This window comes from Paucibacter sp. KBW04 (assembly GCF_003852425.1).
Lineage (GTDB): Bacteria > Pseudomonadota > Gammaproteobacteria > Burkholderiales > Burkholderiaceae_C > Paucibacter_A.
In genome coordinates this window covers 155,006-168,299 of record NZ_QAJN01000002.1, presented here as the reverse complement: position 1 = coordinate 168,299, position 13,294 = coordinate 155,006, and the positions used below count along the sequence as shown (strand labels likewise).

Annotated in this window: 10 protein-coding genes; 2 read left to right on the top strand and 8 right to left on the bottom strand. The window is 64.2% G+C overall.

From position 1 onward, the window contains the following. Positions 1 to 7: 7 nt before the first annotated feature. The gene (locus DBR47_RS04300; protein ID WP_124447296.1) at positions 8 to 193 is read left to right on the top strand and encodes a hypothetical protein; all 186 of its coding nucleotides are present in this window, start codon (positions 8 to 10) and stop codon (positions 191 to 193) included. A 42-nt stretch (positions 194 to 235) separates the two neighbouring features. On the opposite strand, the gene DBR47_RS04295 is transcribed toward DBR47_RS04300, so the two are convergent. Further along, positions 236 to 1,849 (bottom strand): M20/M25/M40 family metallo-hydrolase, encoded by a 1,614-nt coding sequence (locus DBR47_RS04295; RefSeq protein ID WP_124447294.1) that lies wholly within the window; start codon positions 1,847 to 1,849, stop codon positions 236 to 238. 461 nt (positions 1,850 to 2,310) lie between these two features. Between DBR47_RS04295 and DBR47_RS04290 the strand changes: the two genes are divergently transcribed. Further along, entirely contained in the window at positions 2,311 to 4,143 is a 1,833-nt protein-coding gene (locus tag DBR47_RS04290) for a M4 family metallopeptidase (RefSeq protein WP_124447292.1), read from the top strand. 48 nt (positions 4,144 to 4,191) lie between these two features. Here the strand turns inward: DBR47_RS04290 and DBR47_RS04285 are convergent, their stop codons facing one another. The 7 genes from DBR47_RS04285 to DBR47_RS04255 form a co-directional block, all read right to left on the bottom strand. After that, positions 4,192 to 5,952, bottom strand: a complete 1,761-nt coding sequence (locus tag DBR47_RS04285) for an ABC transporter ATP-binding protein (RefSeq protein WP_124447290.1) — start codon at positions 5,950 to 5,952, stop codon at positions 4,192 to 4,194. Beyond that, entirely contained in the window at positions 5,942 to 7,705 is a 1,764-nt protein-coding gene (locus DBR47_RS04280) for an ATP-binding cassette domain-containing protein (protein ID WP_124447288.1), read from the bottom strand. Before DBR47_RS04280 ends, DBR47_RS04285 begins: the two co-directional genes overlap by 11 nt. 87 nt (positions 7,706 to 7,792) lie before the next feature. Beyond that, complete coding sequence (locus DBR47_RS04275) at positions 7,793 to 10,627, bottom strand: response regulator (protein ID WP_124447287.1); 2,835 nt, start codon at positions 10,625 to 10,627, stop codon at positions 7,793 to 7,795. Beyond that, on the bottom strand, positions 10,620 to 11,216 hold the full coding sequence (locus DBR47_RS04270; RefSeq protein ID WP_124447285.1) for a SpoIIE family protein phosphatase: 597 nt from the start codon (positions 11,214 to 11,216) through the stop codon (positions 10,620 to 10,622). The genes DBR47_RS04275 and DBR47_RS04270 overlap by 8 nt, the downstream gene beginning before the upstream one ends. An 11-nt stretch (positions 11,217 to 11,227) precedes the next feature. Continuing rightward, entirely contained in the window at positions 11,228 to 11,638 is a 411-nt protein-coding gene (locus tag DBR47_RS04265; RefSeq protein ID WP_124447283.1) for an ATP-binding protein, read from the bottom strand. Continuing rightward, positions 11,635 to 11,997: an STAS domain-containing protein gene (locus DBR47_RS04260; protein WP_124447281.1), complete on the bottom strand. Its 363-nt coding sequence runs from the start codon at positions 11,995 to 11,997 to the stop codon at positions 11,635 to 11,637. Before DBR47_RS04260 ends, DBR47_RS04265 begins: the two co-directional genes overlap by 4 nt. A 13-nt stretch (positions 11,998 to 12,010) precedes the next feature. Next, a complete protein-coding gene (locus DBR47_RS04255) occupies positions 12,011 to 12,925 on the bottom strand; it encodes a protoglobin domain-containing protein (protein ID WP_124447279.1) in 915 nt (304 codons plus the stop codon). Positions 12,926 to 13,294: the final 369 nt, after the last annotated feature.

Sequence of the window (13,294 nt, the reverse complement as noted above, 5' to 3'; positions counted from 1 at the left end):
AAACACCATGATGATCTTCCGCCTCGTCGTTGGCCTGCTGCTGTTTGCGGGCGTGCTCTCGTTTGCGCTCTATATCGCCACCGGCCAGGTCGTCTGGCGCCAGCGCGGCCTGGTCATCGTCAAATGGACGGTCTTGGCCGGCCTGGGTTTCTTTGCCGTCTTGATTCTGGAGCGGTTGGCCATGTTTTTGTGAGGGCAGGGCGGTCTGTGATCGGCCCCACCTTCGCGTCAAACATTACTTGGCCTTGTAGGTGACGGTGAGCTTGTAGCTGCCGGCGCTATAGCCCAAGAGCGTCACATACACATCGACATCGCTGTTGGTGCTGACGTTGCAACTCTCGGTGGAAGTGCTGCCCTCACTCTTGCAGTCGTAGCTGCTGGCGCTGGCGGCGCTGCCCTTTTTGACGTACAGGTCGATGTCGCCCGTGCCACTGGTATTGGCCTTCAGGGTGCCGCCGGCCTTGAGTCTGAAGGGCCCAAAACTGCGTGACTGGCCGGTCGTCAAATCACCGTTGAAGACCTCTACTTTGTCCGCCGGCTGCCGAGCGCCAGGCCCGTCGGCGCCCAGCTCCACCGCATAGGACAAGCCCAGGCGCGCAAACTTCAGCGAATGCTCGGCCTGGTTGCCGCTATTGGCATAGGTATCGTTGGCGGTGTGGATGTAAGGGTTGTCACCCGAGAACGAGGCCTCGAATGGCATGCTGGCGGCATAGCCCTGGGCGCTCCAGGATGCATGGTCGGAGCAGGCATAACCACAGCGGTCGCTGCCTATCGTGAGCGTTGGCTGATAGGTCTGAATCAGCTGGGTCAGGAACTGATTTTGCGAGCCGTCGGTGTAGTCGGTGAAGATGTAGATATCGTTGGGCGAGCCCTTGTAATTGGTCATGTCCAACTGCAGCACGCCCACCACATTGGTGTTCAAGGACGCCAGCTTGGCGGCGATTTCTTGCGAACCCCGCAAGCCGACCTCCTCCGCCGCATAGGCCATGAATTTGAGGGTGCGGCGGGGCTTGAAGTTGTTGGCGACCAGGGTGCGGATGATCTCCGTCAGGCTGGCGACGCCGGAGGCATCGTCATCGGCCCCGGGGGCGCGCGTCGCCTCGCTCGTGCCCGAACCGCCGGTGGAGTCAAGGTGGGCGCCTAGCACCACCACCTCGCCCGGATTGTCTGAACCCCTGAAGGTGGCAATCACCGATTGCTGCGGCCAATTCGGATGGGGGAACTGCTCGATCGTGACGTCGCTGCGGCCAGCCGTCAGATTGCTCCAGCGCGTCTTCAGCCAGTTGGAGGCTGCCACACCGCCGCTGGTGGTGTAGAAGCGGTTGGTATGGGCGGACAGATCCAGAATGGTCTGGCCGATATTGCTGGCCTGCATTTGGCTGAGCATGGGGGTGATCTTGGCTTGCTGATCGACCAGATAGCTGGGTCGGGTGGGCGTCAGCGTGGGCTGCTGCGGTTGTGCCAAGCGCTGCAGGCTGCGCAGGCCTTCCGCCTTGCTGGCGTGGTACATATAGCCGCCGCAGCGGCGCAGTGTTTCATGGATGGCTTCAGACAGCTGACCCAGGCCGGCCTCATCCACCTCGACCAGATGCACTTGTTCCAGCGGCGCGGCGCGAGCCAGCGTGTCGGCACTCTGGCTTGGGCGCGAGGCCAAGGCCGCGACCGAGGCTTCGCTGCGAGCCTTGAGCGCGGGCAGGGCTTGCAGCTGCTGGTAGGCGGCATCGCCCAGGCTGATCCAAACTCGGCCCTGCGAAGCCGCGACAGCCGGTGCGGCGCTGAGCATCAGTGCACTCAGGCCCAGGGCGAGTCCCCAGCGGGATGGGTGTTTGTTTTGTCCTCGATTCGCCATCATTTTTCTCTCCAATTCGGTGGTTGAAGATCCGACCCAAGTTCGCCCGGGGGGCAGGCTCAAGGTCGTTTGCCGGGTGGGCAATGCGCACTCGCGTCGGTTCGCGCGGCGATGGTAGGCGGATGTGCGAGATTCGCCCTACGGGAAAACCTGCCTAGCGTTTTTGCTGATGATTCCAAGATCTCGGCGATTGGGGCCACTAGAACTCCGTTGCTTGCTGGGCAACTAATGGTTTATATGCCTGTCAACTATGACAGCTTGTGCGCTGATCGCCCGAATCTAGGATGCGCGTCACGGGTTTGAGGGCCGGCCGCTGAGTCGCTTTGGCTGCTTGCAGGCCTTCGCCGCCGAACCCCACGCCTTGTCAGCCCGGCTGCGATCCAGTCTTGCCGCAAAGGCGGCCCGTGGCGAACCTTGCCATAACGGGTTATGCAAACGACATCCAACCCAAGGAGATAGACATGAGCACACCTCAATTCGGACTACTACGCCTGAGCGTACTGGCCGCCCTCTCGGCCCTGGCTTGCCAGGCCATCGCCGCCGAGCGCGTGGACCTGAATGGCCGGGATTTGCAAAGCAGCGGCATCAGCGCCCTGCGTGGCGCCGGCGGCCCGGCCGCAGCGCTAGGCCTGGCGGCCGAGGAGTTGCAGCCTCTGCGCAGCCAAAGCTATGCAAACGGCCTGGTGGTGACCCGGCACCAGCAGTTCTACAAAGGCGTGCCCATCTGGGGCGAGGCAGTTGTGGAGCATGTCTCCGGCAAATCTCAAACCAGCAGTTTCAGCGGTGCCCTGCTGCGCAATCTGGTGCAAGACCTCGCGCATACCGAACCCAGCTTGTCGCAGGCTGCGGTGCTCAGCCAGGCCAAGGGCTTGCATGGCGCCAGCGGCGCTCGTACAGCAGCCCTGACCACGAATGAACAAGCCAAGCTCTTCATCAAGCTGGATGAGCGCAATGTGGCAAAGCTGGTCTATCTGGTGTCGTTTTTGGATAGCAGTGACGCCCAACATCCCAGCCGCCCCCATTTCCTGATCGACGCCAACAGCGGCGCGGTGCTGGATCGCTGGGAAGGCCTGAACCACAAGGACGCCACCGGCCCCGGCGGCAATAGCAAAACCGGCAAGTATGAGTACGGCGTCAACTACGGCCCCCTGGTCGTGACGACCGACTGCCAGATGAATAGCGGCAATGTCATCACCGTGGACCTGAAAGGTGGGACCTCGGGCACGACCCCCTTCAAATTCACCTGCTCACGCAATGAGTACAAGCTGACCAATGGTGCTTTCTCGCCGCTCAATGACGCGCATTACTTCGGCAATGTGGTCTTCAATATGTACCAGGGCTGGTTTGGCCTGAGACCCATCAGCCAGACGCTTTATATGAAGGTGCATTACGGCAGCAATTACGAGAATGCCTTCTGGGACGGCTCGGCCATGCATTTCGGTGACGGCGCATCCACCTTTTACCCTCTGGTGTCGCTGGACGTCTCGGCCCACGAGGTCAGCCATGGCTTTACCGAGCAGAACTCGGGCTTGGTCTATTCCAAGCAATCGGGCGGCATGAACGAGGCCTTCTCCGATATGGCGGGTGAGGCGGCCGAGTACTTTATGAAGGGCACGAACGACTGGTTGGTGGGCAGCGAGATCTTCAAGGCCAGCGGCGCCTTGCGCTACTTTGCCGACCCGACCCGTGACGGCCGCTCCATCGCCAACGCGGCCAATTACTACGATGGACTGGATGTTCACCTCTCCAGCGGCGTCTACAACAAGGCCTTTTACCTGCTGGCCACCAAGCCGGGCTGGAACACCCGCAAGGCCTTCGAGGTGATGGTGGATGCCAACCGCCTGTACTGGACGGCCAACAGCACCTTCAACCAAGGCGCTTGCGGGGTGGAAAAAGCCGCCACCAACCGAAGCTACGCCGTGGCCGACGTGACCGCCGCCTTCGCCGCCGTGGGCGTGAGCTGCGCGACCCAGCCGCAAACTGGCATCCCCTTGAGCAAGGGCGTGGCGCAAACCGGCATCAGCCTGGCCAAGGGGGCGAGCAAGCTCTACACCTTGCTCGTGCCTGCCGGCGCCAAGAACCTGACGTTCAAGCTCTCGGGCGGCACTGGCGACGGTGACATTTACCTGAAGTTCGGCAGCGCCCCGACCACGACTTCGTTCGAGCTCAAGTCCGACGGTTCGAGCAATACCGAGACCATCACGGTGGCCGCGCCCAAGGCCGGCACCTACTACCTGCTGCTGAGTGCTTATGCGGCGGTCAGCAATACCAGCCTGGTTGCCAACCACAACTAAGACTCTGCATGACGGCAAGGCCGGGCTTGTTGCCCGGCCTTTTCCGTTCTAGTCGCTCAAATCCTGCAACTGAACCAGGCGCTGATAGATCCCGCCCTCCAAGCCCATCAGCTCCACATGGCGGCCGCGCTCGGCCAGATGGCCGTGGTTGAGCACGATGATTTGATCGGCCTCGCGGATGGTGGAGAGCCGGTGGGCAATCGCCAGAATCGTCACCTGGCCGCGCAAGGCCGTCAGGGCCTCGCTGACGATGCGCTCGGTGGCGCTGTCGATGTTCGAGGTGGCCTCGTCCAGGAACAGAATCTTGGGCGCACCGGCCAGGGCGCGAGCCATGGCGATCAGCTGCTTTTGGCCGGTGGAGACGCGGGCGCCGCCTTCACCCATGAGCGTGTCCCAGCCCTGCGGCAGGCCGTCCAAAAACTCATCGATGCGGGCGGCGCGTGCCGCGGCGCGCAGCTGGGCCTCGGGGATCTTGCGGCCCATGGCGATGTTCTCGCGCGCCGAGGCTGCCATCAGATAGGGTTCTTGCGGCACCAGGCCCACGGCGGCGCGGAAGGCGGCGTCGGGGATCTCGGACAAGGCCTGGCCATCGATGCTGATGCGCCCCAGCTGGGGCGCGTAAAAGCGCAGCAAGAGCGAGAGCAGGGTGGACTTGCCGCTGCCGGTATGGCCGACGATGCCCACAAAAGAGCCGGCCGGAATCTGCACATTCAACTCATGCAGCACGGGCCGCTCGGGCGCGTAGCCGAAGCTGAGTTGATCGATCTCGATTTGGCCTTGGCTAATCGGCCGGCCGCTGGCGCTGGCCACGACAGGTGCGGTCTCTTGCAACAGGCTGCGCACCCGCGAGGCCGCCACCATGGACTGCTGCAGCTGGCCGAACTGCATGGTGATCTGGATCAGCGGCTCCACCACCCGGGCGATATAGCTCAGGAAGGCATAGAGCAGGCCCACCTCCAGGCCCGACATCTCGCGCCGGCCAAAGCCGTAGATGACGGTGACCAAGAGCATCACATTGAGCAAGTCCAGGGCCGGGCGCAAAAGCCAGGCATTGGCGCGCAGCTCTTTCTGGCGCGCGTCGAAGTGAGCGCTGTTGGTGCTGCCGAAGCGTTCGCCAAAGCGCTGGGCCGCGCCGGCCGCCTGCAACATGGCCATGCCGGCCATGCTCTCGGCCATCTGCGCATTGATCTCGCTGCGCAGCTGGCGGGCGCGGGCCACGGCCGGCGCGCTCAGGCGCTGGTAAAGCAAGATGATGACGACCATGGCCGGGATCAGGGTGGCGACGATCAGCATCAGCCGCCAGTCCAGCCAGGCCATGGCGATCAGCGAGCCCAGCACCACGATGCTGGAGTCCAGCATCACATACAGCACCTGGCGATAAAGCGTGTTGACCGCCTCGCTGTCATTGGTGACGCGGCTGACCAGCTGGCCGGTGATGGCGCGATCAAAAAAAGCCATGGGCAGGGCCAGCACATGGGCATAGACCTGCTCGCGCAAGCGCAGCACCGAGCGCTGGGCCACACCGGCCATGCGGCTGAGCTGGGCGTAACGGATCCAGCTGGCCACCCAGCCGCAGGCCAGCAAGCCCGTGAGCAGCATGGCCATGGCGGGGAGGTCGAATTGGCGCGGCAGCAGGTGCGCGTCGATGAATTGCTTGCCGATGATGGGCCCCAAGGCTTCCAGGCCGGCGGCGACGAGCAGCCACAAAACGCCCCATCGCATCGTGCGCTTCTCCGGCTTGGCGGCATCCAGCAGCAGGCCGACCGAGGCCCAGGGCCGCTCGTCTTTTTTGACTTCTTCAGAGCGCATCAAGGCTGGCCTCCAGTTGTTGATAACGCCATTGGCTGGCGTACCAGGCGCCGGCCTCCAGCAGCTCGGCATGCCGGCCCTGTTCGCTGATGCGGCCCGCGCGCAGCACGGCGATCTGGTCGGCCTCCATCACCGCGCTGAGGCGATGGCTGACGATGATGACGCTGCGCTCGGGGCGTGCCTGGCGCAGCTCGCGCAAATGGTCGAGGATCTGCGTTTCGGTGCCGGTGTCCACGGCCGACAAGGCATCGTCCAGCAGCAGAATCGGCGCCTCGGACAGCAGGGCACGCGCGATCGCCACCCGCTGGCGCTGGCCGCCGGAAAGCGTCACGCCGCGCTCGCCCACCTCGGTCTCATAGCCCTGGGGCAGGCGCGTGATGTCGTCGTGCACGGCCGCCATGCGGGCGGCTTGTTCGACCTCGGCGCGGGTGGCCGTGGGGCGTGCCAGGGCGATGTTTTCCGCGATGGAGGCCGAGAACAAAAATGGCTCTTGTGGCACCCAGGCGATGGCGGCGCGCAGGCTGGTCAGGCTGATCTCGGGCAGGCCCAGGGTTTGGCCATCGGCACTCACCGCGATGCGACCCTCACTGGGTTCGAACTGGCGCAGGATCAGATTCAGCAGCGTGGACTTGCCCGCGCCCGTGGGCCCCACCAGGCCCAGGGTTTGGCCGGGGCGCAGCTGCAGCTGGATGTCTTGCAGGGCCGGCTTGCTGGCCTCGGCGTAGCTAAAAGTCAAATCCTCAAAGCTCAGCTGGGCCTGGGCCGGCATGGGCTGCTGGCCCTTGTCTTCCAAGCTCAGGGGCGCTTCCAGCACGGGCAGCAGGCGGTCCCAGGCGGCGCGCCCACGCTCCAGCAGGGACAGCACCCAGCCGGCGGCAAACATGGGCCAGATCAGCTGGCCCAGATACATGGTGAAAGAGGTCAGCTGGCCGATGCTGAGCTCTTGTTTGGCGACCAGCACGCCGCCCAGGCCCAGGGCGATGACGGTGGCCGCGCTCAGCGTCATGCCCACGGCGGGCTCGTAAGCTGCTTCCCAACGCTGGGCCTGAAAGCTGGCCTCACCGGCGCTGGCCGCCAAGGTGCGGAACTGGCCGGCGTTGTGCTCGGCCAGGCCTAGGGCGCGCAGGGTGCGCACGCTGGCCAGGCCTTCTTGCACATGCTGATTGAGTTTTGAAAAGCGCCCCAGCGAGCTTTGCCAGGCGTGGTGGATATGGTCGGAGATGCGCCAGAACGCCAGCGCCATCAGGGGGAAGGGCAGCAGCGCGGCGAGGCCCAGGCGCCAATCCACGCCCACGGTCATCATCAGGAGTACCAAGACCAGAGTCAGCGTGCCATCAAAGGCTGCCAGCAAGGCCTCGCCCGCGGCCATCTCGACGGCGTCCACGTCGTTGGTGGCCAAGGCCATCAAATCACCGCTGCGCTTGGCCTGGAAGAACACCGGACCTTGCAGACTCAAGCGGGCATAGAGCTGGGTGCGCAGCTGCTGGCCCAGGCGGTAGGCGGCGGCGAACAAGGCCAGGCGCCAGCCCACCCGCAGCAGATAAATGGCCGCACCGGCCGCCACCAGCAGGCCCAGCTGCTGGAGCAAGACCTGACCCTGCAGGGAGCCGGCCACCATGCCGTCCACCACATGGCCCACCTGGCGCGGGATCCAGGTGGTCAGCACGGCGATGCTGGCCAGCATCAGGGCGGCGGCGGCATAGGCGCGCCAATGCCGGCGTACAAAGCCGAGCAACATTTGGGTCAGGGTCATCTCGCGGGGCCCGCAGCCAAGGGCGGGTGATTGGAGGGCAGCGGCCGATTCTAGGTGGGGCTAGGCTCAGCGCTGGCTTGTCTCAATTTAGCCCTTGGCGGCGTCCAGCAAAGCCAGGGCGGCGTCGAAGTCAAACAGTTGCAGATGGTCCATCAAGGCATCGGCCTGGGAGGAGCCCAGCCAGCTGCGCAGCAAGTCGCTGCTCTCCTCGGCCAGGGCCAGGGCGTCCAGATCGGAGGCCTGCAGCAGCTGGCGCAGCCGTTCTTGCAAGGCCTGGACGGCGGCGGGGTCGCCTGGCGCCGCATGGGCGCTAGGTGCCGGCTCGTAAATCTCCACCGTGGCGTCGCTGGCCTTGCCGAAGTAGGCGTCCAACTGGCCCAGCACGCTTTGCAAGGCCTGGCTCAGCTCGGCCATGCCGCTGTGCAGCACTTGAGCCTCGGGCTCGGGCTGGCGCAAGGCCTGCTCAAGCGCTCCCGCGGCCTGGGCCAGTGCGTCCATGCCGAAGGTGGCGGACAAGCCTTTCAAGGTATGGGCGACCCGCTCACCCTCGGCCCAGTTCTGCCGTTTCAAGGCGCTGCTGAGCTCCTCCAGGGCCTGGCGCTGGTTGACGCAAAAGCGTTGCAAGGTATTGCGCAGAGAGCCTGCGTCGTTGACGAAACGCTGCAAGGCGGCGGCAATGTCCAGGCCCGGCAGGGCGGCGATCAAGGCTTCGCCCTCGGGGCTGGGCTGGGTGATGAATTTGGACAGGCGCTCCTGCATGTCCTGGGCGGCGGCGGTCTCGGACAGGGCGGCCGCTTCGACCGGCCCACCCTCGGCATGTTGGGCCTTGAGCTCCTTGCCGCTGTACTGGGCGATATGGCGATAGAGATTGCCGGGGTCCAGGGGCTTGGAGATATGGGCTTGCATGCCCTCGCTCAGGCAGCGCTCGCGCTCCTCGGCCATGGCGTGGGCCGTCATCGCGATGATGGGGAGGGAGTCGAACTGTGGGTCGGCGCGCAGTCGTTTGGCCGCCTCATGGCCGTCCATCACCGGCATCTGCATGTCCATGAAGACGATGTCGAAGGGCTCGGGGCCGCTGCGCAGCAGGTGTTCCACCGCCTCCTGGCCATTGACCGCCACCTCGGCGCTGACGCCCACCAGGGCAAACAGCTCCAGCGCGATCTGGCGGTTGATCTCGTTGTCTTCGACCAGCAGCACATGCACGTCCTCGAAGCGCAGCGAGGGCTCGCTCGCGTCGGGGGCGGGCAGTTTGAGCTTGTAGTCGCCGTAGAGGTCCATCAAGGCGTCAAGCAAGGAGGAGGGGTTGACCGGCTTGTGCAAAAAGCCGTCCACGCCTATGGCCTCGGCCTTGGCGCGGGTTTCTTCCATGCCGAAGGCCGTCACCATGATCAGGCGCGGCGGGTGGCTCAGGGGCAGCTCGTGGCGGATGTGCTGAGCGGCTTGCATGCCGTCCACCACCGGCATCTTCCAGTCCAGAAACACCAGTCGGTAGGGGTCCAGGCCGTCGGCGGCGGCCAGCAAGTCGTAGGAGGCGAGGGCGGATTGGCAGCTGTCCACTCGCAGCTCAAGCCGCTCCAAGAGCTTGCGCAGGATGCGCTCGGCCACGGGGTTGTCGTCCACGATCAGGGCGCGGGCGCGGTGCAGCTGGGGCGGCAGCACCGGCCGGGTCGGGCGGCCCTCGCCGCGACCGAAGTTGGCGGTGAAGAAGAAGCGGCTGCCCTTGTCCTGCTCGGAGCTGACGTCGATCTCGCCGCCCATCATCTCCACCAGGCGTTTGCTGATGGCCAGGCCCAAGCCGGTGCCGCCGTATTTGCGGGTGGTGGACTCGTCGGCTTGCGAGAAGGCCTTGAACATCTTGCGGCATTGCTCGGGCGACATGCCGATGCCGGTGTCCTCCACCACAAAGCGCAGCTGCAGCTCTTGACCCTGGGCTTGCACCAGGCTGATCTCCAGGCCGACCTGGCCTTGCTCGGTGAACTTGATCGCATTGCCCACCAGATTGGTGAGGATCTGGCCCAGGCGCAGGGGGTCGCCGATCAAATGCGGCGGCACGTCTTCACGCACCTCGATCAGCAGCTCCAGGCCCTTGCTATAGGCGCGCTGGGCGATCACGGTGACCAAGCTCTCCAGCACGGTGCTGAGCTCAAACTCGATCGCCTCCATCGCCAGCTTGCCGGCCTCGATGCGGGAGAAGTCCAGGATGTCGTTCAAGATGCCCAGCAGGGACTGGCCGGAGTGATGAATCTTGGTGACGTAGTCGTGTTGGCGCGCGTTCAGATCGGTCTTCAGGCAGAGGTGGGCCAGGCCGATGATGGCGTTCATCGGCGTGCGGATCTCATGGCTCATATTGGCCAGAAATGCGCTCTTGGTCTCCACCGCCGCCTCGGCGATGGCCATGGCCTGCTGCAGCTCCATGGTGCGCTCGTTGATGCGCTGCTCCAGGGTTTGGTGGGCTTCTTCCAGGGCCTGGTTCTTGACCTGAACGTCGGCGAATAACTCGTCGGCACTGCGGATCGCCAGGCATTGACGGGCTTGCTCCAGGCGCTCGGCATCCAGGATGCTCAGCAAATCATCGGGCTCACCCACCAGCAAGCGCAGTTGCTGGCGACCATCGTCCAGGCGGATCTGCTCGCTGCGATCACAGGCAGGCAACTCATGGGCCTCGATGGGCCCGCCTTGGTACTGCAGGGTGAAGGCCAACTCGCTGCTGCTGCGCAGAAACTGCACCTCGACCTCCGAGACCTCCTTCAGCGTCAGCGCCAAGCGAGCCAGATGCGAGAACAACACCGCCTGGCGCAAAACCAGGGGCGAGGGCCAGCCCAGCGCCCGGCCCATCTCCAGCAGGCGACGCCGCCCATTGGCATTGGGCTGCAGGCCTTTGGCGCCGCGGCTGCAAGGCTTGAGCCTGCCCAGCTCAATCATGGCAGCACCGTACCACCAGGCAGCTGGCGTCGTCGTGGAAGCGGCCTTGCTGCCGCACCAGATTGAGCGCGCAGTCGGCGGCTGACATGGTGCGCAGCTTATTGGCCGGGAAGCCGTCGACGCAGATGGCGCTGGAGGACACGCCATCGGAGGCCAGCACGATCACATCGTCCAGGTCGACCTTGACCTGCCGCTCTTCCAGGCGCGGCAGGTACTGGCCGATCAGGCCGGGTTTGGCGGGGAAGCTGTGTACCTGATGCTTGTCCACCAACCAGAGCAAGGGGTTGCCGACGCCGCAATAGCTCAGCAGCGCTTTCTGGGTGTCCAGATTGCAGACCACGCCCACCCCGCTGCCATGGCCGCGCAAAAGCTTGTCCAGCTGCTGCAGAAACACCATCGGCCGCTCCGGCGCCTTGTCGCCTATCCAGGCCTTAATTTCCTGGGCCACCTTGGCCGCTTGCTCGCCATGGCCCGACACATCGATCAGGCCAAACAGCAACCCCTGCTCGGTGACTTGGGTGAAGACCAGATCCCCCGACTCGGTCTGCCCGAAGCAGGGGAGGTTGTAGCTGCCGTGTTCGAGCTTCATCTCGGCCCGCCTTAGCGTCGGCTGAAACGGGCGGTGACCACGGTGCCCGCGCCCGGTTTGGAGTCGATCTTGAAGGATTCGCTGAGCCGGCGCACCCCCGGCAGACCCAGGCCCAGCGTGCCGCCGGTGCTGAAGTTGTCGCGCATGGCGGCGCTGATGTCTGCGATGCCCGGGCCTTGGTCCTGGGCTACCAACTCACAAGCACCTGCTTGCAGATAGGGGTCCAGCAGGCGCAGGCACAGGCGGCCGCGACCGGCGTATTTGAGGATGTTCTGGGCCAGCTCGGAGGCCGCGGTCTTGAGCCGGGCGGTGTCGGCTGCGGAAAAACCCGCCGAGCGCGCCAGCAGGTCCACCTCGGCCAGGGCGATCCAGAGATCGGCCTCGCCGCTGATGCTGACCTCCACATCTTTGCCGACCTTCATGCTTTGCGTCCGTAAACAGAGAGGGCTTGCTCCAGCGTGCCTGCCACGCGCAGGCCGCGGGTGTCTGCCCCCAGATTGACCAGCAAGGCCGCCAGACCGGCTTGCAAGCCGATCAAGACGGCGCGCGCGCCCATCAGATGGATGGCGCCCAGCATCTGGCGCAGGGCCTGGAAGTCCACCAGGTCCAACAGATCCACGCTGGACATATCGATCAACACCGTACGCTGTTCGCTACGGCTGAGCTGCAGCAGCAAGGGCTGATTCATGGCCTGCAGGGACTCGGCCGTCATCTCGCCGTGAATGGTGGCGACAAGACAGCCCGAGACCAGGCTGTAAACGACATTGCTAGAGGCGTCCAAGGCGTGGAGGGGGTCAGTTATCGGTAATCTGTTTGACGCTGACGCCGGCAAACTTAAAGGCGATTTCCAGCGCATTGCGCAGGGTCGAGGTGGTGCGCAAATCGTTGACGGGGATGCCCAACTCCACAATGGTTTGGGCGATGGCGGGAGAGAGGCCGGACAAGATGCAGGAGCAGCCCATCAGCTGCGAGGCCTGTACCACCTTGATCAGGTGATTGGCCACCGCCGTGTCCACCACCGACACGCCGCTGATGTCGATGATGAAGACCTTGGCGCGTGACTCGGCGATGCGCGAGAGCGAGGAATGCATGATGTCCTGGGCGCGCCGCGAATCCACCAGGCCGATGATGGGCAGCAAGAGAATCCCTTCCCACAGCGAGGTCACCGGGGTGGACATGGCGATCAGGGTGCGGGTCTGCTCGGCCATGCGACGGCCGATCAGGTGGGAGTAGGTCTCCACCACGGCCGTGGTGTCGAAGTGCAGCATGCGGGTGACGGCCCGGGCGCAGCGGATGTAGTCATCCGGCTCCAAGGAGTTGTCGTAAAAGTTCTCCAAGAGCATGGCGAGCGACACATCCATCGCCGCGAAGTACGTCGGCAAAGGCAGGCCGATGCGGGCATGAACCTCGCCGACATCGCGCAGACGACGCAGATAGTTGTCGTCCACCTGGGCCTGGAAGAAGCCCTGCCAGTAGCGCAGCTGGCCGCCCTTGACGCGTTGCAGCCGGTCGGGGTCGGAGAAGAAGGTGCGGTAGTCGGGTTGGCCTGCCATCCAGGCGTAGAAGGCGTCCAGAAACTGCGGCAGCTGCGGAATGACGATCTTGCCGTAGCGCTGCACGTCGTCCAGCAACTCATCGTCAATGTCTAGCATGGCGCGCAGCTGCTGAACATTGGCGAGCGATTCATTGTGAAGATCGACCGAGGACATAGTTGCGCTCCGTGGTTCACCTGAAGAATGGCAGGGACAGACTTCGCCGTCTGAGTAGACGGTTACTGCATCTTCGACGAAAGCGCCCAAAAAATGAAACTATTTCATGGGTAAATGTGGCGCGAATGTTGGCCCAGCGGGGATTGAGATAACTCAATCAAGCGGCGGACTATGTGGCGTTGTGCTTTGCACAAGTTGGGCTCGCTCTGCCCCTCATTTCTTGCAATCGAATTTCTTGATCCGCATACTATCGAGGCCTTGCGTGGCGTCAGGCGCTGAATGCGGCTTGGTGCTGGTGAATTCCGAGTATTGACGTGTCTGCTGGCTAACGCGTTAGGCCCCTGAACGTCGAACGGTACATAGGAGATC